The sequence below is a fragment of the Dietzia sp. IBK-p2-15D genome, assembly GCF_057773105.1.
Genome location: NZ_JBYMTK010000001.1, coordinates 557,649 through 583,105 on the forward strand (window position 1 = coordinate 557,649; position 25,457 = coordinate 583,105).

General features: G+C 71.4%; 28 protein-coding genes. 22 read left to right on the plus strand and 6 right to left on the minus strand.

Annotated elements, in window-relative coordinates:
- Nucleotides 1–36 precede the first annotated feature (36 nt).
- The 6 genes from eccCa to AC3DEV_RS02725 all read left to right on the plus strand — a co-directional run bounded on the left by eccCa (nucleotide 37) and on the right by AC3DEV_RS02725 (nucleotide 8,192).
- Nucleotides 37–4,116: a type VII secretion protein EccCa gene (eccCa, locus tag AC3DEV_RS02700; RefSeq protein WP_488371210.1), complete on the plus strand. Its 4,080-nt coding sequence runs from the start codon at nucleotides 37–39 to the stop codon at nucleotides 4,114–4,116.
- On the plus strand, nucleotides 4,113–4,934 hold the full coding sequence (locus AC3DEV_RS02705; RefSeq protein WP_067716604.1) for a hypothetical protein: 822 nt from the start codon (nucleotides 4,113–4,115) through the stop codon (nucleotides 4,932–4,934). The genes eccCa and AC3DEV_RS02705 overlap by 4 nt, the downstream gene beginning before the upstream one ends.
- A 166-nt stretch (nucleotides 4,935–5,100) precedes the next feature.
- Nucleotides 5,101–5,421: a WXG100 family type VII secretion target gene (locus tag AC3DEV_RS02710; RefSeq protein ID WP_256820798.1), complete on the plus strand. Its 321-nt coding sequence runs from the start codon at nucleotides 5,101–5,103 to the stop codon at nucleotides 5,419–5,421.
- Between the two features lie 34 nt (nucleotides 5,422–5,455).
- Nucleotides 5,456–5,749 (plus strand): WXG100 family type VII secretion target, encoded by a 294-nt coding sequence (locus tag AC3DEV_RS02715; RefSeq protein WP_256820799.1) that lies wholly within the window; start codon nucleotides 5,456–5,458, stop codon nucleotides 5,747–5,749.
- 165 nt (nucleotides 5,750–5,914) lie between these two features.
- Nucleotides 5,915–7,273, plus strand: coding sequence for an NAD-dependent succinate-semialdehyde dehydrogenase (locus tag AC3DEV_RS02720; protein WP_067716599.1), 1,359 nt, complete (start codon nucleotides 5,915–5,917; stop codon nucleotides 7,271–7,273).
- A gap of 46 nt (nucleotides 7,274–7,319) precedes the next feature.
- Nucleotides 7,320–8,192, plus strand: coding sequence for a sulfurtransferase (locus AC3DEV_RS02725; protein ID WP_488371211.1), 873 nt, complete (start codon nucleotides 7,320–7,322; stop codon nucleotides 8,190–8,192).
- A 71-nt stretch (nucleotides 8,193–8,263) separates the two neighbouring features.
- On the opposite strand, the gene AC3DEV_RS02730 is transcribed toward AC3DEV_RS02725, so the two are convergent.
- Nucleotides 8,264–9,085 (minus strand): HpcH/HpaI aldolase/citrate lyase family protein, encoded by an 822-nt coding sequence (locus tag AC3DEV_RS02730; protein WP_154828773.1) that lies wholly within the window; start codon nucleotides 9,083–9,085, stop codon nucleotides 8,264–8,266.
- Nucleotides 9,086–9,194: 109 nt separating this feature from the next.
- Complete coding sequence (locus AC3DEV_RS02735) at nucleotides 9,195–9,590, minus strand: VOC family protein (protein ID WP_120284022.1); 396 nt, start codon at nucleotides 9,588–9,590, stop codon at nucleotides 9,195–9,197.
- A gap of 133 nt (nucleotides 9,591–9,723) precedes the next feature.
- Between AC3DEV_RS02735 and AC3DEV_RS02740 the strand changes: the two genes are divergently transcribed.
- Together AC3DEV_RS02740 and AC3DEV_RS02745 are read left to right on the plus strand one after the other, a co-directional pair.
- Complete coding sequence (locus AC3DEV_RS02740; RefSeq protein ID WP_488371212.1) at nucleotides 9,724–10,716, plus strand: ATP-binding cassette domain-containing protein; 993 nt, start codon at nucleotides 9,724–9,726, stop codon at nucleotides 10,714–10,716.
- On the plus strand, nucleotides 10,713–11,579 hold the full coding sequence (locus tag AC3DEV_RS02745) for an ABC transporter permease (RefSeq protein WP_206474900.1): 867 nt from the start codon (nucleotides 10,713–10,715) through the stop codon (nucleotides 11,577–11,579). The genes AC3DEV_RS02740 and AC3DEV_RS02745 overlap by 4 nt, the downstream gene beginning before the upstream one ends.
- On the opposite strand, the gene AC3DEV_RS02750 is transcribed toward AC3DEV_RS02745, so the two are convergent.
- The 4 genes from AC3DEV_RS02750 to mftR all read right to left on the minus strand — a co-directional run bounded on the left by AC3DEV_RS02750 (nucleotide 11,499) and on the right by mftR (nucleotide 13,666).
- Nucleotides 11,499–11,909 (minus strand): transcriptional regulator, encoded by a 411-nt coding sequence (locus tag AC3DEV_RS02750; RefSeq protein ID WP_154828424.1) that lies wholly within the window; start codon nucleotides 11,907–11,909, stop codon nucleotides 11,499–11,501. The two genes, AC3DEV_RS02745 and AC3DEV_RS02750, sit on opposite strands and share 81 nt — an antisense overlap.
- The gene (locus tag AC3DEV_RS02755) at nucleotides 11,906–12,427 is read right to left on the minus strand and encodes a hypothetical protein (RefSeq protein WP_413956514.1); all 522 of its coding nucleotides are present in this window, start codon (nucleotides 12,425–12,427) and stop codon (nucleotides 11,906–11,908) included. Before AC3DEV_RS02755 ends, AC3DEV_RS02750 begins: the two co-directional genes overlap by 4 nt.
- A 61-nt stretch (nucleotides 12,428–12,488) precedes the next feature.
- Nucleotides 12,489–13,001 carry a hotdog fold domain-containing protein gene (locus AC3DEV_RS02760; protein WP_488371213.1) on the minus strand — a complete coding sequence of 171 codons (513 nt, stop codon included), beginning with the start codon at nucleotides 12,999–13,001 and terminating at the stop codon, nucleotides 12,489–12,491.
- A 62-nt stretch (nucleotides 13,002–13,063) separates the two neighbouring features.
- Nucleotides 13,064–13,666 carry a mycofactocin system transcriptional regulator MftR gene (gene mftR / locus AC3DEV_RS02765; RefSeq protein WP_488371214.1) on the minus strand — a complete coding sequence of 201 codons (603 nt, stop codon included), beginning with the start codon at nucleotides 13,664–13,666 and terminating at the stop codon, nucleotides 13,064–13,066.
- A gap of 111 nt (nucleotides 13,667–13,777) precedes the next feature.
- Between mftR and mftA the strand changes: the two genes are divergently transcribed.
- The 14 genes from mftA to AC3DEV_RS02835 all read left to right on the plus strand — a co-directional run bounded on the left by mftA (nucleotide 13,778) and on the right by AC3DEV_RS02835 (nucleotide 25,455).
- On the plus strand, nucleotides 13,778–13,864 hold the full coding sequence (gene mftA, locus AC3DEV_RS02770) for a mycofactocin precursor MftA (protein ID WP_067716580.1): 87 nt from the start codon (nucleotides 13,778–13,780) through the stop codon (nucleotides 13,862–13,864).
- Nucleotides 13,865–13,866: 2 nt separating this feature from the next.
- Nucleotides 13,867–14,193: a mycofactocin biosynthesis chaperone MftB gene (mftB, locus tag AC3DEV_RS02775; protein WP_185950637.1), complete on the plus strand. Its 327-nt coding sequence runs from the start codon at nucleotides 13,867–13,869 to the stop codon at nucleotides 14,191–14,193.
- Nucleotides 14,190–15,455 (plus strand): mycofactocin radical SAM maturase, encoded by a 1,266-nt coding sequence (gene mftC / locus AC3DEV_RS02780; RefSeq protein WP_259821558.1) that lies wholly within the window; start codon nucleotides 14,190–14,192, stop codon nucleotides 15,453–15,455. Before mftB ends, mftC begins: the two co-directional genes overlap by 4 nt.
- Nucleotides 15,456–15,537: 82 nt before the next feature.
- Nucleotides 15,538–16,761, plus strand: a complete 1,224-nt coding sequence (mftD, locus tag AC3DEV_RS02785; RefSeq protein ID WP_472984778.1) for a pre-mycofactocin synthase MftD — start codon at nucleotides 15,538–15,540, stop codon at nucleotides 16,759–16,761.
- Nucleotides 16,762–16,795: 34 nt separating this feature from the next.
- Nucleotides 16,796–17,611 carry a mycofactocin-coupled SDR family oxidoreductase gene (locus AC3DEV_RS02790; protein WP_488371215.1) on the plus strand — a complete coding sequence of 272 codons (816 nt, stop codon included), beginning with the start codon at nucleotides 16,796–16,798 and terminating at the stop codon, nucleotides 17,609–17,611.
- Nucleotides 17,612–17,617: 6 nt separating this feature from the next.
- Nucleotides 17,618–18,307 (plus strand): mycofactocin biosynthesis peptidyl-dipeptidase MftE, encoded by a 690-nt coding sequence (mftE, locus tag AC3DEV_RS02795; protein WP_488371216.1) that lies wholly within the window; start codon nucleotides 17,618–17,620, stop codon nucleotides 18,305–18,307.
- The gene (gene mftF / locus AC3DEV_RS02800) at nucleotides 18,304–19,752 is read left to right on the plus strand and encodes a mycofactocin biosynthesis glycosyltransferase MftF (protein WP_488371217.1); all 1,449 of its coding nucleotides are present in this window, start codon (nucleotides 18,304–18,306) and stop codon (nucleotides 19,750–19,752) included. The genes mftE and mftF overlap by 4 nt, the downstream gene beginning before the upstream one ends.
- A gap of 13 nt (nucleotides 19,753–19,765) precedes the next feature.
- Nucleotides 19,766–21,037: a mycofactocin system GMC family oxidoreductase MftG gene (gene mftG / locus AC3DEV_RS02805; RefSeq protein WP_488371218.1), complete on the plus strand. Its 1,272-nt coding sequence runs from the start codon at nucleotides 19,766–19,768 to the stop codon at nucleotides 21,035–21,037.
- A gap of 57 nt (nucleotides 21,038–21,094) precedes the next feature.
- Entirely contained in the window at nucleotides 21,095–22,012 is a 918-nt protein-coding gene (locus AC3DEV_RS02810; RefSeq protein ID WP_488371219.1) for an alpha/beta fold hydrolase, read from the plus strand.
- 181 nt (nucleotides 22,013–22,193) lie between these two features.
- On the plus strand, nucleotides 22,194–22,577 hold the full coding sequence (gene trxA, locus AC3DEV_RS02815; RefSeq protein ID WP_069388609.1) for a thioredoxin: 384 nt from the start codon (nucleotides 22,194–22,196) through the stop codon (nucleotides 22,575–22,577).
- Nucleotides 22,578–22,736: 159 nt separating this feature from the next.
- Nucleotides 22,737–23,858, plus strand: a complete 1,122-nt coding sequence (locus tag AC3DEV_RS02820; RefSeq protein WP_119193304.1) for an NDMA-dependent alcohol dehydrogenase — start codon at nucleotides 22,737–22,739, stop codon at nucleotides 23,856–23,858.
- 143 nt (nucleotides 23,859–24,001) lie between these two features.
- Entirely contained in the window at nucleotides 24,002–24,328 is a 327-nt protein-coding gene (locus AC3DEV_RS02825) for a metal-sensitive transcriptional regulator (RefSeq protein ID WP_488371220.1), read from the plus strand.
- An 88-nt stretch (nucleotides 24,329–24,416) separates the two neighbouring features.
- Nucleotides 24,417–24,803: a DUF302 domain-containing protein gene (locus AC3DEV_RS02830; protein WP_007631133.1), complete on the plus strand. Its 387-nt coding sequence runs from the start codon at nucleotides 24,417–24,419 to the stop codon at nucleotides 24,801–24,803.
- Between the two features lie 13 nt (nucleotides 24,804–24,816).
- Complete coding sequence (locus AC3DEV_RS02835) at nucleotides 24,817–25,455, plus strand: DUF1707 SHOCT-like domain-containing protein (RefSeq protein WP_268092399.1); 639 nt, start codon at nucleotides 24,817–24,819, stop codon at nucleotides 25,453–25,455.
- Nucleotides 25,456–25,457 lie beyond the last annotated feature (2 nt).

The window sequence follows — 25,457 nt, forward strand, 5'->3', positions numbered from 1 at the left end:
GGGATCGATCACTGGTGACGTGCACGGGTGACGTTCATGGGTGATGTCGTGTTCGCCCGCGCGGAGAAGCTCGACGCTCCGCCGATGCCCGGCGGGGAGCTGTCGCTCCAGGCGCCGCCCGCGCTGCCCCGGCCCACGCCCCGGCCCCTCGTCCAGATCATCCTGCCGATCGTGCTGGTGGTGGCCGTGGGAGGCATGGTCGTGGTGATGATGCGCACCGGCATGATGCGCAATCCCATGTTCATGCTCTTCCCGGTGATGATGGCGGTCTCCGCCGTCGGCATGCTCGCGGGGACGCTGAGCGGCGGTAACAAGACCGCCGAAACCGACGAACTGCGCAAGGACTACCTGCGCTATCTCGGCCAGACCCGCGACACCGTGCGCGCGACCGCGTCCGCCCAGCGCGCCGCCGCCCTGTGGCGTCACCCGGATCCGGTGGAGCTGCCCGCATTGGTGGGCACGCCCCGGATGTGGGAACGCGACGAGTCGGATCCCGAGGACCTCACGATCCGGGTGGGCCCGGGCCGTCAGGCACTGGCGACCCGGCTGGACGCACCCGACACCGGACCGGTCGACGACCTGGAGCCGGTCTCGGTGGTGAGCATGCGCCGCTTCGTCCGCGTGCACTCGGTGGTCGACGACCTGCCCGTGGCGCTGGAGCTGCGCGCGTTCGCCGCGCTGTCGCTCGATGGTGAGGTGGAGGTGGTGCGTTCCGCGGTACGCGCGATGATCGCCGGGCTCGTCGTTGCCCACGGGCCCGACAGGGTCCGGGTCGCGGTGGCCGCGAGCGAGGGCGACGCCCGTCAGGCCTGGGAGTGGCTCAAATGGCTCCCGCACCACGAACACCCCGACTACACCGACGGCGGCGGTCGGGTCCGGCTCACCGAGTTCTCTCTCGCCGGGGTGGAGTCGATGCTGGGAACGGGCATCTCCGACCGTTCGGCGTTCTCACCGACTGCCCCGGTCGTGCCGGGACGGGCGCACCTCGTCGTCGTCGTCGACGGTGTGGGCGTCACCGGCGCGGAACGTCTCCTGGCGGAGGACGGCCTGGACGGGGTCACGGTGCTGGAGGTCTCCGGCAGCCGCGCGGGGCAACTGCGCGACCTCGCGCTGCGCCGCGGCCTGTGCGTCCGGGTCGACGACGACCGAGTGGCCCGCGTGCGCACCGAGGCCGGGGACGAGGACATCGCCCGGGTCGACGCGATGAGCCCGCCGGAGGCCGAGCGGTTGGCCATGGCCCTGTCCCGGTACCGACCCGCCGACACGGTGACCCACGCCGACGGCTCCACCACGACCCGCCGCGCGCCCGGGCTTCCGGACCTGCTGGGCATCGGCGTGGCCACCCAGGTCGATCCCGCGGTGGCGTGGCGGCGGCGCGGCGAGCGCGACCGGCTGCGCGTGCCTGTGGGGGTCAGCCCGGACGGTGCCCCCGTCGAGCTGGACCTCAAGGAGGCCGCGCACGGCGGAATGGGCCCGCACGGTCTGTGCATCGGCGCGACGGGTTCGGGGAAGTCCGAGTTCCTGCGCACCCTCGTGCTGGGCCTGGTCGCCACCCACGACCCGGACTCGCTCAACCTCGTCCTGGTGGACTTCAAGGGCGGTGCCACGTTCCTCGGGCTGGAGTCGCTGGCGCACGTCGCCGCCGTCATCACCAACCTCCAGGCCGAGATCACCATGGTCGACCGGATGCGCGACGCGCTCGAGGGCGAGCTCACCCGCCGCCAGGAGGTGCTGCGTGCCGCGGGCAACTACGGCGGCGTCGGCCAGTACGAGGCCGCCCGTGCCAAGGGTGCCCCGCTCGAACCGCTCCCGGCGTTGGTGATCGTGGTCGATGAGTTCTCGGAACTCCTGTCGTCCAAGCCCGAGTTCGCGGAGTTGTTCCTCACCATCGGTCGCCTGGGCCGCAGCCTGCACATCCACCTGCTGCTCGCGTCGCAGCGGCTCGAGGAGGGGCGGCTGCGCGGGTTGGACAGCCACTTGTCCTACCGGATCGCGCTCAAGACGTTCTCCGCCACCGAGTCGCGCACGGTTCTCGGGGTCACCGATGCCTACCACCTCCCCGCCACCCCGGGCGCCGGGTACCTCAAAGTGGACGCCGGCGACCCGGTGCGCTTCGACGCCGCCTACGTCTCCGGGCCGTACCGGAAGGACCGTCGACTCGACGGGTCGTCGGTGGCCGCACCGGTCGCCCGCGCGGCGGTCCGCCCGTTCACGTCCTGGTACATGCCCGTGCCCGCCCCGCCTCCGGTGACGTCCGGGGTCGACGACGACGAGGTGCGCCCGTCCTCCGGCGCCGCGGACGAGGGGCCCGCCGACGGGTCCGCGAGCCTCCTCGAGGTCCTGGTGGGGCGACTCGCCGGGCACGGCAGGCCCGCGCACGAGGTGTGGCTGGCGCCGCTCGGGGAGGGGGCGCCGCTCGACGCCGCGGTAGGTACCGAACCGACGGACGAGCGCGCCGGGGCCGGACCCGAGGGCTCCGGAGCGACCCCGACGGCCGGTCGGCCGGCCCGCCTGAGGTTCCCGCTGGCCGAGGTGGACCTGCCGTTCGAACAGCGCCGCGCCATCTGGCACGCGGACCTGTCCGGGGCGGACGGCAACGTCGCCGTGGTGGGCGGGACGCGATCCGGCAAGTCGACCACGCTGTGCACGCTCGTGCTGTCCGCGGCGGCCACGAACGATCCCGGCCGCCTGTCGGTGTACGTCGTGGACCTGGGTGGCGGGGCGCTGCAGTCGGTCGCGGACCTGCCCCACGTCGGCGGGGTCGCCCGTCGTGGTGAGGACGAGAAGATCCGCCGCACGATCGCCGAGGTGGACGCCGAGCGCCGTCGCCGCGAGACCGCGTTCCGCGAGGACGGCGTGGCCTCCGTCGACCAGGCGCGGCGCCGGGTGGTCGACCGGGACGGCCGCCCTGTGGCGGAGTACCCCGACGTGCTCCTGGTGATCGACGGCTGGCAGGCCCTGCGCACCGAGTTCGAGGATCTCGAGCAGACCGTGCTGGGGCTGGCCGCGGACGGGCTGTCCTACGGGATCCACGTGGTGCTGTCCGCGTCCAGGTGGGCGGACCTCCGACCGGCGTTGCGTGACGCCCTCGGCACCCGGGTCGAACTGCGACTGGGGGATCCCACCGACTCGATGATCGATCGGCGGGCCGCGATGACCGTGCCCGCCGCCCCGGGCCGCGGGCTCACGCCGGACCGTCACCACATGCTCGTCCACCAGCCCCGCCTCGACGGGCGGGTCGACGCGGACGGCATGGCCGACGCGACCGCCGAGGCGTCCCGCCATCTCGCGCGCAGGTGGCGGGCGCGGGTGGGCGACGTCGCCGCGGCGCCGGTCCGGATGCTGCCGGAGGTGCTCCCGTACTCGCAGCTGGCGAGTCTGTCGCGCCCCGGCCCGGACGGACGCCGCACCCGGGTCCCGCTCGGGGTGGACGAGGCCGACCTCACGGCGGTCTACGCCGACCTCGAGGGCGACCCGCTGATGCTGGTACTCGGTGACTCCGAATGCGGCAAGACCTCGCTGCTGCGCTCGCTGGCTCGCGGACTGGTAGCCGGAAACGGCCCCGAGCACGCCAGACTCATCGTGGTCGACTACCGACGCACCATGCTCGGCGAGATCAAGGGAGACCACCTCGCGGGGTACGCGCCCACCGAGACCGCCCTGGCCCCGATGGTCGAGCACCTCGTCCGCGTCCTCGACGAGCGCATGCCGGGCGCCGACGTCACCCCGGAGGAACTGCGGGCGCGGTCGTGGTGGAGCGGCCCGCGGATCCACCTGCTCGTCGACGACCTCGATCTGGTCATCACCGGCGGGGGCAACCCGCTGCAACCGCTCACCCGGTTCCTGCCCCACGCCCGCGACATCGGTCTGACGGTGGTCCTGGCACGGCGCAGCGCGGGGGCGTCGCGGGCGATGTTCGACCCGTTCGTCGCCCGCATCCGGGATCTCGGCGGGGCCGGGTTCCTCATGTCCGGCAGTCGGGAGGAGGGCCCACTGCTCGGCGGTGTCCGGCCGGGGCCGCTGCCGGCGGGCCGGGGCCGACTCATCACCCGCGACGGCGGCGTCCGGCTGGTGCAGACCGCCCTGTCCGAGCCGGGACAGGGCGGCGTGGTGTGACCGACACGCGGGCGGCGACCCTGGCCGTCGACCTGTCCTGCTCGGGGCTGACGGTGGCGGCGGCGTCCGCCTCCGCGGTGCTGTCCCCGGTGGTCGCTCCGGCATCGGTGCTCGCCGGGTTGGACGGCTCGGCGCTCCCGCCGGGGGGCGATCGCCTCGAGTGCTCCGCCCGCGTGGAGGTCGCCGCCGGCCGCTTCCCGGACCGCTGCCTGGCCGATCCGGTCGCGCACGCCCACCGTGACCGCGTCGAGGTCGCGGGCCTGTCGGTCCCGGTCTCAGAACTCCTCGGTGCCCCCGTGACCCGGGCACTGCGGTGGGGAGGGGCCCGCGAGGGCGACGCCGTGGTGCTGGTCGTACCCACCGACTGGGGGACCAGCCGCACCACGCGGCTCGTCGGCGCCGCCCACGGCGCGGGGGTCACCGCCCACGTGGTCAGGTCCGCGCTGGTCACCGCCGAGGCCCTGCCGTCGTCCTCCGCACGGTGGGCGCTCTGTGTGGAGTCCTGCCACACGCGGACCACCGTGGGACTCGTCGAGCGGACCCGTGGCGGACTCGTACTCGTCGACCGGGCCGTGGTGCACCGGCGGGACCCCTGTCGCGACACCGCGGTCGACGATGAGGTGCCGCGGGTCCTCGACGCCGTCGCCGAGGTGCGCCGTCGCCGGCGTGAGGCGGGCACCGGGTCGACCGAGGTGCTGGTGCGCGGTCGCCTCGCCGAGCGCGTCGTGGACGCCTGCGACCGGGCCCGACTGCTGTCCTTCGTGGTCCCCGCGATCTCACCGGTCGAGGCGGCGTGGCGCCTGTACGCGACCGCGTGACCGGGTCGCGTGATCGGACCGCGTGATCGGTCCGCGCGGGCGGCCCGGACACGAGCGAGGCGGACGAGATTTTCCCGATCCTGCGGAACCGAACCGCCCCGCGGGCGCGTCGAACACTGTGACGGACCCAGAAGGGGATTCCGCACCGACCACAGTGGAGGACGAGATGACCGGGTTCAACACCCACATCGGGACCATGGACACCGCGGCCAGGAGGGTCGATGACGTGAACCTGGAGATCGACCGCCTGCTCGGCACCGTGCGGGACTCGGTGTCCCAACTCGGCGGCTCGGTGTGGAGGGGCGCAGCGCAGGCACGCTTCACCCAGATCATGGCCGAATGGCAGCAGCAGAGCACCAAGCTCAACACCGCGCTGGCGGGGATCTCGGAGACGATGCGGACCAACAGCACATCGTTCGACGCAGCGGACCAGGATTCGGCCGCGCTCATCAACCGCGCCGGCGCCGCCGGGCCTCTCAACCTCTGACCACCGCCACCGCCACCACCGGAAGGGAACTCCGATGACCTCAGGACAGATCACCTACAACCACGGCCCGATCGAGGCACTCGTCGGCCAGGTCACGCAGGCCTCGGTCAACCTGCGCACCACTCTCGACGATCTCAGGGCGTACCTCGCGCCGCTGGTCGCCGAGTGGGAGGGCGACGCCGCCGTCGCCTACCAGGCGCACCAGAACGACTGGGATCAGGCCGCGGCCGCGCTCCAGGCGATGCTCGCCGAGATCTCCCGCGCCGCGAGCCAGGGCAACCAGGGCATGGCCGACGCCGATCGTCGCGCTGCCCAGGGCTGGGGCTGAACCGGCTCGACGGGCACCCCGACCCCGCCGACGTCCCGCGACGACGGCGGGGTCGTGACGTGTGGACCGGATGCGTACGGCCCGCGGGCGTCCTACCGTCGCGGCACGACCCGGGAACGATCCCGGTGAACGCCACGTGGAGAACGCCACACGAAGGGGGACCGCATGTACGTCACGCACGATCCGTCGACCGGCCGGACCGACCGCGAGTACGAGCAGACCGAGGACGTCGACGCCATCCTCAGCACCGTCACCGAGGGGTTCACAGCCTGGCGCGCCACGGAGGTGTCCGAGCGGGCACGGATCCTGTTGGCGATCGCCGACGCCTTCGAGGAGCACCAAGAGGAGCTCGGCAAGGCGATCACCACCGAGATGGGCAAGCTCCCCGCGCAGGCCCGCGGCGAGGTGGCCCTCGCGGCGTCGATCTACCGCTGGTACGGCGAGCACGGTCCCGCGCTGCTCGAGTCCGACACCCTCGATGTGCCGGACGCCCGCCTCAACCGAGTGACCTACGAGCCGGTCGGCCCGCTGGTCGGCATCATGCCGTGGAACTACCCCTACTACCAGGTGGCCCGGTTCGCGGCGCCCAACCTGCTGCTGGGCAACACCATCGTGCTCAAGCACGCGAGCATCTGCGCCCGCTCGTCGGCGGCGATCGAGAAGGTCCAGCGCGGAGCCGGCCTCCCCGAGGACGCCTATGTCAACGTGTACGCCTCCAGTGACACGGTGGCCGAGATGATCGCCGACCCCAGGATCAAGGGCGTCTCCCTCACCGGCAGCGAGGGCGCCGGCGCCGCGGTGGCCACCGTCGCCGCGAAGAACCTCAAGCCCAGCGTCCTGGAGCTCGGCGGCTCGGACCCGCTCGTAGTCCTGGACGCCGACGACCTCGACGAACTGGTCGAGACCGTGGGCCGGGCGCGGCTGTCGAACTGCGGGCAGGCCTGCAACTCGCCCAAGCGGATCTTCGTGCCCGCGCAGATGAAGGACGACTTCGTCGGGCGGCTGAAGAACCTCTACGAGGAACTGGCCGTCGGGCCCGCCGCCGACGAGGGCACCGAGCTGGGCCCGCTGTCCTCCGAGGACGCGCGCGACGGCGTGGTCGAGCAGGTCCAGCGCGCCGCGGAGCAGGGCGCGACGCTCGTCACGGGCGGCGCGGCGATCGACCGGCCCGGCGCGTTCATGCAGCCCGCCGTCCTCACCGACATCACCCCGGAGATGGACGCCTACCGCGAGGAGATCTTCGGTCCCGTCGCCATGGTCTACGGATACGACTCCGTCGACGAGGCCGTGCGGATCGCCAACGACACCCCGTTCGGCCTGTCCGGCTCGGTGTGGGGGACCGACGTCGACCGTGCCTCCGAGGTGGCCGAGCGGCTCGAGGTGGGGATGGCCTACGTCAACGAACACGGCACGACCATGCCCGGCCTGCCGTTCGGCGGCGTCAAGCGTTCGGGCTACGGCCGCGAGCTCGGCCGCTGGGGACTGACCGAGTTCGCCAACGTTCGGCTCCAGCGCGTCCACTGAACAGATCTGTCTATCCTGGGAGGGGTAGTCATCGAAAGGAGCAGACATGACGACCCCCCTCACCGTGAGCCCCGAGTGGCTGCGCGAGCACCTGGGTGACGCCGACCTCGTCGTCCTCGACGCCACCACCCACCTGGGCACCGACCCGGACGGCACCCCACGCCCCGTCTCGGGCCTCGCGACATACCGACCCGAGCACATCCCCGGCGCCCTGTTCGCCGACCTGCTCGGCGACTTCGCCGACCCGGGCAGCCCCCTGCCCGCCACCGCGCCGGACCACGAGCGCTTCGCCGCGGCCGCGGGCGCGCTGGGCATCGGGGACGGTGCGACCGTCGTGGTCTACGACCAGCACGAGGGGTTCTGGGCCACCCGCCTGTGGTGGCACCTGCGCTTCGAGGGCTTCGACGACGTCACCGTCCTCGACGGCGGCCTGCCGGCGTGGAAGGCCGCCGGCTACGAGGTCACCGATGAGATCGCCGTGCCGACGCCCCGCACCTTCAGCGGTGTCCGCCGACCGGAGATGATCCGGTCCACCGAGGACGTGGCCGCGACCCTCGACGACGAGAACACGATCCTCGTCAACGTCCTCGACGAGGCCACCTACCGCGGCGACGTCGACTCGTACGGTCGGCCGGGCCACATTCCCGGCAGCATCAACCTGCCGGTGTACACCCTGCGCGATCCCGAGACCGGGACCCTCCGGCCGATCGGGGAACTGCGCGCCGAATTCGAGGCGGCCGGGCTGCTGGACGAGGACCGGAAGGTCGTCACCTACTGCGGCGGCGGGATCGCCGCCACCGGGGTCGCCCACGCGCTGGCGCTGGCCGGTCGTGCGGACGTGGCGGTCTACGACGGATCCATGACCGCATGGGCCGGTGATCCCGACCTTCCGCTGGTCACCGGCGACTCACCTCGCTGACGGACCCGCGAACGACGACAGGGCCCCGGTTGCACCACGCAGCCGGGGCCCTGTTCGCGCTCGAGGCCGCGTCAGCGAGCCCCGGCGTACGCCTGCGCGAGGCGCGCGATCTTCTGGGCCCGGGCCAACCGCGGCAGGTCGGCGCCGTCGCGGGCACGTTCGCCGCCGGGACCGAGCTCGTCGATCACGGATTCGGCCCACGAGACGTCGGCCGCGGAGGGGGATAGGACCTCGTTGATGTAGGGCGCCTGATCGACGCGCAGGCACAGCTTGCCGGTCATGCCCATCTCGACGGCGTGCTCGGCGGCGTCCTTGAGGACCTGCGTGTCGTTGGAGATGGTCGGCCCGTCGATGGGCGGGGCCACGCGCGCGATCCGGCTGGCCACCACGAACTGTGAGCGCGTGTACGCCAGGGCGATCTGCGACGACCCGATGCCCGTGTCGCGACGGAAGTCGCCGACGCCGAAGGCCAGCCGGACCACCTGATCGGACTTGGCGATCTCGGCGGCCTGGGCGAGGCCGTCGGCCGACTCCACCAGCGCGACGATCGGGGTGTTCTCGGCCAGACGCGCGGCCGTGAGGGAGACGTGCTCGGCGTTCTCGGTCTTGGCCAGCATCACGCCGTCCAGTCCGGGGCAGTGCCCGAGCGCCATGAGGTCCTTCTCCCACTCGGGGGACCGGACGTCATTGATGCGGATCCACGCGTGGTTCCCGGCCTCGAGCCACTGACGGACCTCGCGACGGGCCCGTTCCTTCTCGGACTGCCGACACCCGTCCTCCACGTCGAGGACCACCACGTCCATCTCCGAGTTGACGGCGGCGTCGAAGCGCTCGGACTTGTCCGCGGGCAACAGTAGCCACGAACGGGCGATGGTCGGTGGGATGGTCGACATGGGGCTCATGGGTACCGGTCATCCTTTGGTCGTGAGGCGGCGACGATCGCGCTGGCAACCTCCCCACGATACGCCGGGCGCCCCCGGCGGGCCCATACGGGAACGACTCTCACATCTCGGGGGCGGTGACCAGCTGGATCAGGTTGCCGCAGGTGTCGTCGAGGACCAGTGCCCACACCGGGCCCATCTCGGTCGGGGGCTGCACGATCCGGGCGCCCCGCTCCTTCAGTTCGTCGTGCACCCGGTGGATGTCGTCCACCTCGAACTGCGCGGCCGGGATGCCGTCGGCGTGCAGGGCGGTGGCGTACGCGCGTGCCGCGGGGTGCTGGTCGGGCTCGAGCAGCAGCTGCGTGCCACCCGGGTCGCCCGGGTCCACCACCGTGAGCCAGCGGAAGTCCCCGGCCGGGAGATCGTGCTTGATCACGAAGCCCAGGACCTCGGTGTAGAAGGCCAGTGCGCGGGTCTGGTCGTCGACGTGGACGGAGGTCACTGTGATGCGCGGCATACTCCCCACGATAGGTCGGTGGGCGTCCGTCGGCATCCGCTCCGGGGCCGCCGGAGCCCATTGCTGACAGGAACTGTCCGCAAAGCGAGCGGTGAGTGTTGACTGGGACGCGGGCGGGGGACACCCTTTCTAGGTGAGCACCCGATCCTCCTCCGCGCCGGCGATAGAAGCAGAGCACCTCGTGAAGCGCTTCGGTGATTTCACCGCCGTGGACGACATCTCGTTCGCGGTCCCCACCGGAACCGTCCTCGGGCTGCTCGGCCCCAACGGCTCCGGCAAGACGACCACCATCCGGATGATGACCACGCTGAGCCCGCCGACCTCGGGAACCGCCCGGGTCGCCGGGCACGATGTGCTGCGTGAGCCGGCACAGGTCCGCAACGCCATGGGCCTGACGGCCCAGTCGGCGACGGTGGACGAGTTGCTCACCGGGCGCGAGAACCTCCGCCTCATCGGCGACCTCTACGGACTGCCCAAGAGGGCGGTCAAGGCGCGCGCGGACGAACTGCTCGAGAAGTTCTCCCTGACCGACGCCGCCACTAGGGTCGCGAAGAGCTACTCCGGCGGGATGCGGCGTCGGCTCGACCTCGCGGCGAGCCTCGTCGCCGCCCCGCCCGTGTTGTTCCTGGACGAGCCGACCACGGGGCTCGACCCGCGGTCGCGCAACGAACTGTGGGATGTCCTGCGGGGTCTGGTGCGGGACGGCACGACGTTGCTGCTGACCACCCAGTACCTCGACGAGGCCGACCAGCTGGCCGACCGGGTCATCGTCATCGACCACGGCAGCGTCATCGCCGACGGGACGCCGCTGCAACTCAAGGATCGTTCGGGCGCGGCGAGCCTGGTGGTCACGGTGTCCCGCCCGGACGACGTGGACGAGGCCGCCCGCGTCCTGGCGGGGCGCATCGAGGATCTGCACGTCGACCGGGACGCGCGCCGTCTCACCGCGCCGTCGGAGGGGGTCTCGGCCCTGGCCGCGATCGCGGCGGACTTCACCGAGGCGGGTATCGAACTCGACGACATCGGCCTGCAACGGCCGAGTCTCGACGACGTCTTCCTCTCCCTCACGGGCCGCAAGGCGGAGGACCCGCAGACCGACACGACCGATCAGGAGTCCCGGGTATGAGCACTGTCGCCGACCCCGCCACCACGTCCCCGGAGCGGGAACGCTTCTCCGTGCCGGTCCGTCCCGACGGGCCCTCGTTCGGCCGGCAGATCTCCGCGTTGGTGCGCCGCAACCTCTTCCACATCCGGCGCCAGCCGGAGAACCTCGCCGACGTCACCATCCAACCGGTGATGTTCGTCCTGCTGTTCGCGTTCGTCTTCGGCGGTGCGATCGCCGTGGCGGGGAGCGGGAACTACCGCGAGTGGCTGCTGCCGGGGATCATGGCGCAGACCATGGCGTTCTCGTCGTTCGTCGTGGCCTCCGGACTGTGCAACGACCTCAACAAAGGGATCATCGACCGCTTCCGGACGCTGCCCATCAGGCGGTCGTCGATCCTCATCGCGCGCAGCGCGTCCAGTCTCATCCACTCCTCGATCGGCGTGGTGGTCATGTCGTTGACCGGCCTGATCGTGGGGTGGCGGATCCGCAGCGGGATCATCGACGCGCTGCTCGGATACCTCATCCTGCTGGGCTTCGGCTTCGTCATGATCTGGATCGGCATCGTCGTCGGTTCGAGGCTCAAGACGATCGAGGCGGTGAACGGCGTCATGTTCACCACGACGTTCCCCATCACGTTCGTCGCCAACACCTTCGCCCCGCCGGAGTCGATGCCCGTGTGGTTGCGGGCGATCGCGGAGTGGAACCCGCTCTCCTCGGTCGTGCAGGCGATGCGGGAACTCTGGGGCAACGCCCCGGCCGTCGGTCCGGACGCCGCCCTCCCGCTGCAGCACCCGGTGCTGGCGTCACTGCTGTGGATCGTCGGGCTGACGGTGGTGATCGCCCCGATCGCGATCAAGGCCTTCGACGCCCGCACCCGCGACTGACCCGCTCGGGGCGAGCGGTTCGCCCTCCGCAGCGGCGGCCAGGTCGCGCAGCGCCTCGAGGTGACCGCCGAACGCGTTGCGGCCGGCCCGGGTGAGGGCCAGCCAGGTCCGGGCGCGCCCGGTGGCGCCGGCGGCCTTGGACGTGGTGGCGTATCCGGCGTCCGCGAGGACCTTGAACTGCTTGGACAGCACCGAGTCCGCCACCCCGAGTTCGTCGCGGACGGTACCGAACTCCATCGACTCCACGGGGGAGAGCAGGGCGCAGATCCGCAGGCGGTGTGGGGCGTGGATGATCTCGTCGAACCGCGCTGCGGGGCGTCCGCCCCTCATCGGCGAGAAGGGATCGCGGCGGCGCCGGAACGGATCTCCGCGCGCATGGCGTCGTCTACTCGGCGGCCCAGGACGATCGTCGCGATCACGGCCACGGCGGCCAGCAGGACGGCCAGCCAGGCCGGTAGCGCGCGGTCGGTGGCGGTGGGGATGAGTGAGGCGCCGGTGGCCACCGCGATGACCACCGCGTAGGCCAGCCACCATCTGCGCGACGTGGGGCCGAGGTTGCGCAGGTCCACCCACAGGCCGGTCGTGCGTTGGTACGCGCCGATCAGCAGTCCGATGCCCACGGCGCCGGCGAGCGCCACCGGAAGTCGTACGAGGTTGTGGAGGTCGAGCGCGGCCACGAGCATGATCGCCGCGAGGATCACGCCGAGGGCAGGGTGGTACCACCACGGGGTGATGAGCCTGTCCGCCACCGACCGGCGGGCCGCGTCGACGTCCGCGAGCGCGGCGGCGGGGTCGTACGGGCCGGCGTCGTGCGAGTCGTGACGCGGGGCGGAGCCGGTGTTTTCCATGACGGAAACACTAGGAGTTATTTTCCGTTTCCGCAACGGAAAATCAGAGCCGGCTTTGTGTTCAGCTCGTTTTCCTGGGCGAGACGCGGATGGTGATCGAGCCGGTGATGGGCTCGACCCCGGCGTCGTCGACGAATGTCAGCGGGACCTCGACGTCCTGTCCGCTGGTGAAGGTCGAGAAGTCCGGCATGTCCGTCCACTCGGCCGTGACGGTCATGCCGCCGGTCGACATGGCCGGGTACCGCAGGTTCATCCCTACGGGGATCCATCGGTGGGTGGCGGGAACGGAGGCCTCGGCGAGCATGCCCATCGCCATCTCGGCGAGGTTGCACGCCGCGATCACGTGGAAGGTGCCGATGTGGTTGCGGTTGCCCCACCAGCCGGGTCCGCGGACGACGCAGCGGCCCGGTCGGAGTTCGACGACGTGCGGGTACGCGGTGCGGAAGTACGGGGCCTTGAGGCTCACCGCCGCGCTGAACAGGCGGGAGCCGAACGGGAGCCGGGTGGCGGTCTTCCACAGCCGGTAGGTGGAGGTGTCGGCGTGGTGGGTGGGGGAGGTGTCGGAGTCGGTCACGACGACGAGGTTACCCGCCGGTAAGTTCAGAGCGGTCGCCCACCGGGCTCGAACGCGTCCGCTCAGGCGAGGATCTGCGTCCCGTGACGCAGGAGCTCGTGGAGGCGATCCTGGTCGGCTCCGGGCTCGGCCACCCACAGGCGGTAGGCGGCCAGGGCGATCCCCAGCGCCGCGTGCGCGGTCGCGGCGGGCACGAGATCGTCCACCGCCTGGCCGAGCCTGGCGGCGACGAACCCGGCCACGGCCCGGCGCCAGTCGGCGTACACGAGGGTCGAGTGCGCCTGCAGTTCGTCCACGCCGAGCAGGAGGCGCATCCGTAGTCGGTGCGCCTCCGTCTGCTCGCGCGGGAACGTGTTGAACGCGATGAGTGCGTCGGCGAGGGCGTCGCGCAGCGGCGTCTGCTCGGACACGTCGGCGAGGTACTCCAGCATGAGGTCGATCTGCTCGTCGAACTCGCCCCACGCGATGGCGGCCTTGCCGGGGAAGTAGCGGAACAGGGTGCGACGGGAGATGTGCGCGGCCTCGGCGATCTGGTCGACGCTGGTCGCGTCGTAACCCTGGCGTGCGAACAGGTCGAGGGCCACGTCGACGATGGAGGCGCGCGTGGTCGACGGCCGACGCCCCGGGGGCCGTGTCTCGGTTCCGGGCATTTCCGGCATTCCCATGACACGAGAGCCTAGATGAGTGACCCTTGCCACTGGCACTAAGTGCCAATATGATGCGGATCTCACCGGAAACCGGTGGGACAGCGCCCGCGCCGGACGAGAGGACACGTCATGGAGAACACGCAGAACACCGAGGTCGTGCTGGAGGAGGCCCTCATCGAGGAGGTCTCCATCGACGGCATGTGTGGGGTCTACTGACCATGACTCCCGCAGCAGCGCCGGCCGACGCCGAGCAGTCAGCCGCCCCGGCGGAGTTCGACCTCGACGCCGGCTGGCGCCTGCACCCCGGCGTGGCGCTCCGGCCCGAGCCGTTCGGGGCACTGCTCTACCACTTCCACACCCGCAAGCTCAGCTTCCTCAAGTCGCCGACCATCGTCGAGGTGGTCCGCACCCTCGCCGACCACCCCACCGCGCGCGCCGCCTGTGCCGCCGCCGGTGTGTCGATCGATGATCCGGCGACAGCGCGGCTGTACCTGCACGCGCTCGGCCAGCTCGCCGCCTCGCGCATGATCGAGGAGACCTCATGACCAGCATGCTCGACCGTCCCGCAACGGCGTCCACCGCGACCACCACCACGGCCCCGGCGCCCGTCGGCCGCCTCGTCGACCAGTTCGAGCGGGGGCTCGACGCGCCGATCTGCCTGACCTGGGAACTCACCTACGCCTGCAACCTCGCCTGCGTGCACTGCCTGAGCTCCTCCGGTCGCCGTGACCCGCGCGAGCTCAGCACCGAGCAGTGCAAGGCGATCATCGACGAGCTGCAGAAGATGCAGGTCTTCTACGTCAACATCGGCGGCGGCGAGCCGACGGTCCGCTCCGATTTCTGGGAGCTGGTCGACTACGCGACCAGCCATCAGGTGGGCGTGAAGTTCTCCACCAACGGTGTTCGTATCGACGAGAAGGTCGCCAGGCGCCTGGCCGCGAGCGACTACGTGGACGTCCAGATCTCCATCGACGGTGCGACCGCGGAGGTCAACGACGCGGTCCGCGGCCCGGGGTCCTTCGACATGGCCTGCCGTGCACTACAGAACCTCAAGGACGCCGGCTTCACCGACGCCAAGATCTCGGTGGTGGTGACGCGCGAGAACGTCACCCAGCTGGACGAGTTCAAGGCGCTGGCCGACAAGTACGACGCGACCCTGCGCATCACGCGCCTGCGTCCGTCGGGCCGCGGCGCCGACGTGTGGGACGACCTGCACCCGCTGCCCGAGCAGCAGAAGGACCTGTACGACTGGCTGGTCGCGAACGGCTCCGACGTGCTCACCGGCGACAGCTTCTTCCACCTGACCCCCTTCGGCGAGGGGCAGGGGCAGGGCTCGCTTCCCGGGCTCAACCTGTGCGGTGCCGGGCGTGTGGTGTGCCTGATCGACCCGATCGGCGACGTCTACGCCTGTCCGTTCGCCATCCACGAGGAGTTCCTCGCCGGCAATGTCGTCGCCGACGGCGGCTTCGAGACGGTGTGGCAGACCTCGGAGTTGTTCCGAGAGCTGCGCGAGCCGCAGTCGGCCGGGGCGTGTGCGTCCTGCGACTTCTACGACAGTTGCCGGGGTGGCTGCATGGCGGCCAAGTTCTTCACCGGGTTGCCGATGGACGGCCCGGACCCCGAGTGCGTCCAGGGGTACGGCGAGGGACTGCTCGCGGCTGAGCGCAGCATCCCCGACCCGTCGCAGGACCACACCCGGCCCATGGGGCTCGCGGCGCGTAAGCAGCCCACCGGCCCCGTGCCGCTGACCCTCGTCACGACACCGCCGCGCAGGCCCACCAGCCTGTGCGACGAGTCCCCGATCTGAAACCGGCCGCCCGGACGGACCACGCAAGACCGGACGAACCCCGCAAGACCGGACGAACCCCCAAGAAGGAGCACCCACCACCGTGTCCCGCCTGTCGAAGATCGCCGAGGCCAACCCCTGGCGCCAGAACCCGTGGTTCGAGTCGGTCGCGGAGGCCCAGCGCCGCGCGAAGAAGAAGCTGCCCAAGAGCGTGTACATGGCGCTCGTCGGCGGCAGCGAGGCGGGGGTGACCATCCGCGACAACATGGACGCCTTCACCGAGCTCGAGCCCAAGCCCCACGTGATCGGCGCCAAGCAGGACCGTGACATGGCCACCACGGTGATGGGCCAGCCCATCAGCCTGCCGGTGATGATCTCGCCGACCGGCGTCCAGGCCGTCACGCCGGACGGCGAGGTCGACGTGGCCCGCGCCGCAGCCGCCCGCGGCACGGCGATGGGACTGAGCTCGTTCGCGTCCAAGCCGATCGAGGAGGTCATCGCGGCCAACCCGCAGACCTTCTTCCAGGTGTACTGGCTCGGCGGCAAGGAGAAGGTGCTGGAGCGGCTGGAGCGCGCCAAGGCCGCCGGGGCGGCGGGGGTCATCCTCACCACCGACTGGTCGTTCTCGATGGGCCGTGACTGGGGCAGCCCGGCCATCCCGGAGAAGCTCGACGCCAGGGCCATGATCACCCTCGCCCCGCAGATCGCCGTGCGTCCCCGCTGGGCCGCCGAATGGGCCCGCGACGTGGTGGTCAACAAGCGGTTCCCCGATCTGACGACCCCCAACCTGGTGAACCAGGGCGAGATGGGCCCGACGTTCTTCGGTGCCTACGGCGAGTGGATGGGCACCCCGCCGGCCACGTGGGAGGACATCGCCTGGGTCGTGGAGAACTACGACGGGCCGGTCATGCTCAAGGGCATCACCCGGGTCGACGACGCCAAGCGGGCCGTCGACGCCGGGGTCACCGCGATCTCCGTCTCCAACCACGGCGGCAACAACCTCGACGCCACCCCGGCGTCCATCCGGTGCCTCGCGCCGATCGCCGACGAGGTGGGCGATCAGGTGGAGGTCCTGCTCGACGGCGGCATCCGTCGCGGTTCGGACGTGGCCAAGGCGCTCGCGCTCGGTGCCCGGGCCGTGATGATCGGTCGCGCCTACCTGTGGGGGCTCGGGGCCAACGGCCAGGCGGGAGTGGAGAACGTCCTCGACATCATGCGTTCCGGACTCGACTCGAGCCTCATCGGGCTGAGCAAGTCCTCGATCTCCGAGCTGAACCGCGACGACTACGTCATCCCCGACGACTTCATGCGCCGTCTCGGCGTCTGACCCACCACCACGGAAGAGAAGGACACCCCCTGTAATGGGAGATTTCGACGGCAAGGTCGTCTACATCACCGGCGTGGCCCGCGGCCAGGGCCGCAAGCACGCGATCCGCTTCGCGCGCGAGGGCGCCAGGATCATCGGCTTGGACCTGTGTGACTCTCCGTCCGAGTACGTGAAGTACCGGGCCGCCACCGAGGACGACCTGGCCACCACGATCGAGCGCGTCGAAGCCGAGGGAGGGGAGATCCTCGCCGAGGTCGGTGACGTCCGCGACCTGGCGTTCCAGCAGGCCCTCGTGGCCCGCGGCGTGGAGCGCTTCGGCGGCCGCCTCGACGTGGTGATCGCCAACGCGGGCATCTGCAACTGGGGCAAGGTCTGGGAGCTCGACGAGCAGCAGTGGCAGGACACCATCGACATCAACCTCACGGGGTACTGGAAGACGCTGCGTGCGGCGATCCCACACATGCTCTCCGCCGGCAACGGCGGGTCGATCATCCTGGTGAGCTCGGTGGCCGGTCTCAAGGCCATGCCGGTGCAGTCTCCCTACTCGGCGTCCAAGTACGGCGTGGTGGGCCTGGCCCAGACCGCGGCGAAGGAGCTCGGCGAGCACGGTATCCGGGTCAACACGATCCACCCCTACGGTGTCCAGACGCCGATGGGCGCGGACGATCCCGACGCGCTCGAGGTGTTCAACACCATGCCGCAGTTCCTGCCGCACTTCACGCCGATCCTGGGGATGGGCATGGCCACCACCGACGACATCTCGGACTCGGTGATGTTCCTCGCCTCGGACGCCTCGCGGACCATCACCGCCTCGACCTTCACCGTCGACATGGGCGCGATCAAGGTCTGACCCGACGTGACGGGCGCGATCGGCGCGACCGGCCGGGCCGGTACGGGAGTGCTCGCGGTGCTGCCCCTCGGGGCGACCGAGCAGCACGGCCCGCACCTGCCGCCGGAGACGGACACCCTCCTGGCCACCGCGACGGCCCGCGCGGTCGCCCCCGGTGACGTCCGTGTGCTCCCCGCCCTCGCCTACGGTGCGAGCGGGGAGCACCAGTCGTTCGACGGGACCGTGTCGATCGGCACCGAGGCCCTCGCCGGGACGATCATCGAGCTCGGCCGGTCGGTGAGCGCCTGGGCGGACCGGCTCGTCGTGGTCAACGGGCACGGCGGCAACGTCGACGCACTGCGCCGCGCGGTACCCCGGCTCCGCTACGAGGGCCGCGACGCCGCCTGGCTGCCCTGCCGAACGAGCGAGGACCCCACGGACACCCACGCCGGTCACGCCGAGACCTCGCTCCTGCTGCATCTGTACCCCGACCTCGTTCGGGTCGACCTGGCCGCGCCCGGATGTGTCGAACCGTTGCCGCGGATCCTGCCGGCGCTCCGCGCGGGCGGGGTCGCGGCGGTGAGCCCGAACGGGGTGCTGGGCGACCCCACCACCGCCTCCGCCGACGAGGGCCGGCGCCTGTGGGACGCGCTGCTCGCCGACGCCCGTGCCCGGCTCGGACGGTGGCGGCCGGGGGAGGACGGGATGCTGCGATGAGCGAGGCCCCCCACGTTCTGCTCGATCGTCGTACCCGGGTGTTGCGCAGAGGCGGCGTCGTGCGGGTGCTGGGTGGCGACCCGGTCACCCTGATCACGCCGTCACCCGCCGTGTCGGCTCTCATGGACGGCGAGACGATCGCCACCGACACTCCCGCGGGTGCGGCCCTCGCGCGCGCCCTCACCGACCGGGGGATGGCCCACCCCGCCGGCACCGCGACGGGCACCCGCCCGCTGGCGGCCGTCGCGGTGGTGGTCCCCGTCCGTGACGACGCCGCCGGGGTCGCCGCGCTCTCGAAGGCGCTCGAGCCGGAACTCGCCCGCGGACTGCGCCTCGTCGTCGTCGACGACGGCTCCACGCCGCCCCTGACCACCTCCGCCACCCCGGCTCCCACCACAATCCTCCGCCACGATGAGTCGAGGGGGCCCGCCGCCGCCCGCAACGCGGGCACCGCCGCGGCCGTCGCTGCCGGGGCGCAGGTGGTGGTCTACCTCGACGCCGATGTCCTCCCGCTGCCCGGGTGGCTCGACGTCCTGCTCGCCCGCCTCGACGACCCGCGGGTCGCCGCGGTCGCGCCCCGCATCGTGGCCGCCGAACCGGGGCGGTTCTGGGTACGCGGGTACGAGACGGCCCGCTCCGCGTTGGACATGGGCCCCGAGCCGGCGAGGGTCAGACCCCGCACACGGGTGGCGTACGTCCCCAGCGCGGCGCTCGCGGTACGACCCGACCGGTTGCCGCCCCCTCCCGAGGGCGGGGGAATCGGCCCGTTCGACGAACGCATGCACGTCGCCGAGGACGTGGACCTGTGCTGGCGCACGGATGCCGCGGGGGGTCAACTGCGCTACGAGCCGGCCGCCCGGGTGGCGCACCGGCATCGCACCTCGCTCGGCGCGGTGGTGGCCCGGCGCGCCTTCTACGGGCGTGGAGCGGCGCCGCTCGCCGACCGCCACGGGGCCGCCGTGGCGCCCGCGGTGGCCGCACCGTGGTCCCTCGCCGTGGCGATCGGGGTGTGGAGCGCCACGCCGGTGGGGTCGCTGGTCGCGGCCGGTGCGATCGGGAGTTCGTGGTGGCGGACCCGCGGCCTCACCGGGGACGGTCGCGCGGCCGCCGGGTTGGTCGCCCGGGGAGCCGGGGCGTCGGTCCGTCAGCTCCCGCAGGCACTACTACGCCCGTATTGGCCGGTCACGGCGGTGGTGCTCGCGGCCACCGCCGGGTCCCGTTCCCGCGCGTCCCGCGGCCTGCGCCACCGTCTCCTCGCCGCGGCGGTGGCCGAGGGCCTGTGGCACTGGTGGACCGCCCGGGAACCCGGACGGCTGCCGATCGACGAGCCCCTCGGGCACGTCCTGCTCCATCGTCTCGACGACCTGGCCTACGGCCTCGGCGTGTGGCGCTCGGCGTGGGCCGCGCGCTCGCTCGACGCACTGCGACCGGACGTCACGCGGTGAACGGCGTCACGCGGTGAGCGGCGGCGCGCGGGCCGACGTGGTGGTGGTCGGTGCGGGCCCGGCCGGCTGCGTGATGGCCCGTCGCCTCGCCGAGGCCGGTGCCGACGTCCTCCTGGTGGAGTCCGGCACCGCGAGCGCCTCGCCGCGCGCGGGCCTGCTCGACGTGGGACCGGGGTCGCAGGTCGTCGCCCGTTATCGCGCCACACTCGGCGAGGCGAGACTCGACCTGCCCCGCGGCCGCACCCTCGGCGGGTCCGGAGCGGTCAACGGCGGGTACTGCACCCCGGCGCGACCGGCGGACCTCGCGGAGTGGGGTCCGGACTGGCCGCGGCGGTACGCGGCGGGACTGGCCCGCGCCGCCGAGCGCCTCCGACCCGGCCTGGCGCCGATGGGGTCGGTCGCCGCGCGGGTGGCCGCCGCGTTCCCCGGCCGCGTGTCCGCGATCGGTCAGGCGCGCCGGGGCCCGCGGCGCGTCACCGCGTTCGACGCCTGGGACCCGTCCGGCGCGGGGGCCCGGGTGCGCACCGGGGCGACCGTCCGCCGGCTCCGGTGGGAGGGCGGGCGCGTCGCCGGACGGTGTGACGGCGTGGTGCTCGACGACGACGAGGAGATCGGTGCCCGACAGGTGGTGCTGTGTGCGGGGGCGATCGGGACGGCCGCCCTGCTGACGGGGTCCGGGATCGGACCGTCCACCGGACACCCGGTCGGCCACGGGGTGCAGGAGCATCCGGAGCTGCTGCTGGACCTGCCCGCGGACGTCCTGTCGGAGCGGGACCGGTACCCGGGTGGCGGCCCGGCCGCACCGGCGGGGCTGCCGCCCCTGCTCTCCCACGTCGTCCGGCTGCAGCTTGCCGCGGAGGCCGAGGTCGAGATCCGTCCCTACGCCGTCCCCCTGCACCACGTCATCCCGGGCCTCGAGCCGGCGCCGCACCGGATCGGGGTGGCACTGATGAACCCGGTCGGTCGTGGACGGATCGGCGACGACGGGACCGTGCACCTGTCCGAGGACCCGCACGACGCGGCCGTCCTCGCCGGGGCCGCCGCGATGGTGGCGGAGCGGATGGGCCTGGACGGGGACGTCACGGTCTCGACCTCGCAGCACCTGTCCGGCACCGCGCGGGTCGGGGAGGTGCTCGACGACTCCGGAGGAGTCCTGGGGGTGCAGGGGCTGCGGGTGGCCGATGCGTCGGCGCTGCCCTCGCTGCCGCGGTGCGGCCCGTACTACACGGTCCTGGCGGTGGCCGAGGACCTCGCTACGCGGGTGATCGCCGAGCGGGCGTGGTAGAACGGCACGAGAACACGTTCCACCGATGGGGTGGGCGCCATCCCGGGAGGCCCGTACATGTCGAGTACCGAGACGATCTGCGAACCGCGGCAGTTCACGGTGGAACGCGACGGCGGTGTCACGCTGGTCGGCGAGGTGTGGGATCCGGTGGATCCGGCGGGCGACTCGCTCGACCCGGTCGAGGAGATCCTCATGCTGCACGGGGGTGCCCAGACCCGCCACGCGTGGAGCCGCGCCGCCCGCCGGCTGTCGGGGGAGGGGTACAGGGTCACCGCGATGGACGCCCGCGGTCACGGGGACAGCGACTGGGATCCGGAGGGTGACTACGACATCCACCGGCTGGCCGCGGACCTCGAGGCGATCGTCGCCGAGCGGTTCCCCTCCCGGCGCCCGGTGATTGTCGGCGCGTCCCTCGGCGGGATGACCGCGATGCTCTCGCTGGGCACCGGCAAGGACGTCGCCCGTGCGCTCGTCCTGGTGGACGTCACCCCGAAGCTCGAGGCCAAGGGGGTCGAGCGGGTCGGGGAGTTCATGCGCTCCGGGTTCGAAGGGTTCGCCAGTCTCGAGGAGGCCGCCGACGCGATCGCCGCCTACCAGCCGCAGCGCAAGCGACCGCCTAATCCCGAGGGCCTGCGCAAGAACCTCCGGCTGCGCGAGGACGGACGGTGGCACTGGCACTGGGACCCCCGCTTCGCCGGTGGCGCCTCGGCCGACAACGCGGAACTCGGCAACGCCTTCTTCGAGGAGCTCGTCCCGCACATCGCGCAACCGACCCTGCTCATCCGGGGCTCGGCGTCGGACATCGTCAGTGACGAGTCGGTGCGGCACCTGCGGGGGCTGCTCCCGCACGCGTACACGATGGAGGTGCCCGACGCCGGGCACATGGTCGCGGGCGACGACAACGCGGTCTTCCTCGACCAGCTCGAGAAGTTCCTCGCCGAGGTCCTCGACTCGCCGCCCCGCCGGGAGGCGTGAGGTCCGGGGGGAGCGGGGAATAACTCGAGTCAGGCGACGTTGTCACTGACTACGCGCGGCATCCATACCCCCATAGGTATGGATTGTCGCGGAAGGTCGTCGCCGGCGCGGGCTGTCCGTAGGCTGGCGGCGTAACGAGACGGGACGAGAGTCGCCCCGTCCGCGCTAGGAGGGCATTCGTATGAGCACCGTCGACATCACGACCGCCGAGTTCGAGAAGACCGTCACCGAGAACGACATCGTCCTGGTGGACTTCTGGGCCGAGTGGTGTGGCCCGTGCAAGGCGTTCGGTCCGGTCTACGAGAAGGTCTCGGGCAAGAACCCCGAGCTGACCTTCGCCAAGGTGGACACCGACGCAGAGCAGCAGCTCGGAGCGATGCTGCAGATCCAGTCCATCCCGACGCTCATGGCGTTCCGCGAGGGAATCGCGGTGTTCCGCCACTCGGGCGCCATCCCGGAGCAGGCGCTGGACGACCTGGTCGAGCAGATCAAGGGGCTCGACATGGACGAGGTCCGCAAGGCCGTCGAGGACGCGCAGGCGCAGCAGGGCGACGCGCAGCCCTGATCGGCGGGCCGGCCCACTGAACTGACGGGACGACGGCGGCGGCGAGGTCCCACCGGAACACGTTCGGGTAACCACCCCACAGGGTTCACCCATGGGGCTAACGTTGCTAGAACACGTTCCAGTGGCGGGCTTCACCCCGTCGCGCCCGGAGGGAGTTCAATGAAGACCAAGGCCGCCATCGCCCGAGAGCTCGGCAAGCCGTTCGAGATCGTCGAGGCCGAGCTCGACGGACCCAACTTCGGCGAGGTGCTCGTCAAGTGGAAGGTCGCCGGCCTCTGCCACTCGGACCTGCACATCACCAGCGGTGACCTGCCGGGTCGCCTGCCGATCGTCGGTGGCCACGAGGGTGCGGGCGTCGTCGAGGCGGTCGGTGACGGCGTCACCCACGTCCAGCCCGGCGACCACGTGGTGGGGTCGTTCATCCCCGCCTGTGGCAAGTGTTCGGCCTGCGCGCGCGGGATGACCAACCTCTGCGACGGCGGCCTCAACGGCACCATCGGTGAGATGGCCGACGGCCGCTACCCGTTCAAGCTGGACAACGGCGAGACCGCCGGCGCCATGTGCACCCTGGGTACGTTCTCGCAGTACACCGTGGCCAACATGAACTCGGTGGTCAAGGTCCAGGACTGGATCCCCTTCGAGGTCGCGGCCCTGGTGGGCTGCGGAGTCACCACCGGCTGGGGTTCCGCCGTCTACTCCGCCGACGTCCGGGCCGGCGACACCGTCGTCGTCTTCGGCATCGGTGGCATCGGCATCAACGCCATCCAGGGCGCCAAGCACGCGGGCGCCCGGTTCATCCTCGCCATCGACACCGACGAGTCGAAGCTGGCCAAGGCCAAGGAGTTCGGCGCCACCCACGTCTACACGGATGTCGACGAGGCCAAGGCCGAGCTGCCGGGCCTGACCTGGGGCACGATGGCGGAGAAGGCCATCATCACCATCGGCGTGGCCGACGCGAAGGTCACCGCCGACGCGACCGACATGGTCGGCAAGCGCGGCGTCGTCGTGCTCACCTCGATGGGCGGCCTCGACAACCAGTCGATCTCCCTGCCCGGCCTGTTCGTCTCGCAGTACGAGAAGGTCATCAAGGGCTCGCTCTTCGGCTCCGCCAACGCCTTCCACGACATCCCCAACATCCTGCGCCTGTGGGACGAGAAGCAGCTCAAGCTGGACGAGCTCATCACCCACCGGTTCACCCTCGACCAGGTGAACGAGGGCTACGAGATCATGGAGCGCGGCGGCGAGGGCATGGTCCGCGGCATTATCGTCCACGACGACTGACCGTCAGCTGGGCCGGCAGAAACCGGCACTCGCGAAAATATACCCCCGCGGGTACGCTGGAGACATCCGGTGGACCCACGGGGGTCTCGCGTCAGTCCGCCTTCACCATCCGAGACCATCAGTGACCCACGAGAGGGACGACGATGTCAGCAACCGAGCGGGCTTTGTCCGACAAAGCAGTGTCCGACAAAGCCGTGTCCGCAAAAGCCGTGTCCGAGCCCAGGCAGCAGGTCCTCAACAGGCTGCGCCGCGCGCGCGGCCAGCTCAACGCGGTGATCGACATGGTCGAGCAGGAACGCTCGTGCAAGGAGATCGTCACCCAACTCGCGGCGGTGTCCAAGGCACTGGACCGTGCGGGGTTCAAGATCATCAGCGAGAACATCCAGGAGTGCATCACCCGCGACGGCGAACCCGGCGCGGACGGGGTCGACCTGCCCGAGCTCGAGAAGCTGTTCCTCTCGCTCGCCTGACCACCGGCCGGCCCCGTGGCAGGCTGGGTGACGACACCGGAGACCAGAACCGACAACACCAGAACCGACAACACCGGAGGTAGTCGACATGGACATCGGAATCGGCACGTTCACCGAGATGGAGTTCGACGAGGCGGTGGAGGCGACCCGGGCCGCGCTCGCCGACCGCGGGTTCGGGATCCTCCACGAGATCGACCTCACGGCCACCCTGAAGAACAAGATCGACAAGGACATCGAGCGTGTCCTCATCCTCGGCGCCTGCAATCCCGGGTTCGCGGGTAAAGCGTTCGACGTGAGCAAGGACGTCGCCCTGATGATCCCGTGCAATGTGGTGATCCGCGAGTCCGGCGGCGGTTGCGTGATCGAGGCCCAGAACCCGGATCTCCTCTCGCAGGTCATCTCCGGTGGCCTGCAGGACCTCGCCGACGAACTGACCACCGACATGCGCTCGATGATGAAGGACCTCACGCGCTGAGTAACCTGGGGGCATGAACCCGGAGCAGGACAACGACCCACGGACCCTGGCCCAGCGGCGCCTCGAGGCGATGGTGGGGCGAGGTGAGTTGTCGCTCGCCGAGTTCTCGGACCGAGCGGCCAAGATCTGGGCCGCGACCTGCCCCGCGGAACTCGAGGTGGCGCTGAGCGGTCTCCCCGCCGACCGGCCCGGCCCGGCACAGCACGCCCGACCGGCGCCGGTCGGCCCGGTGCATTCCGCGCCGCCGGCCACCCGTCCCGGCAGTGCGATCACCGTGGACGAGAGCCAGAAGAGGACCTCCGTCTTCGACACCCTCAAGCGCGAGGGCCGCTGGATGCTGCCGGACGACTACCGACTGACGTCGTGGCTGGGTGAGATCTACCTCGACGCCCGAGAGGCCGTCGTCGACCGCCCGCGCACCCACCTCCAGCTGGATCTGTGGGGCGCCAACGCCAAGATCCTGCTCCCGCCCGGGGTCTCGGTGTCGATCACCGGCAACCGGACCATGAGCGAGCTGAAGATCGACGAGGGGCGCTACGACGTCCACGGCGGTCCCCACCTGGACATCGAGATCAACGGGTTCATGGCGGGCACGAAGATCAAGATCCTCGCCGCGGGGGAGAAGATCCCCAAGACCTGGAAGTGGTTCTAGTC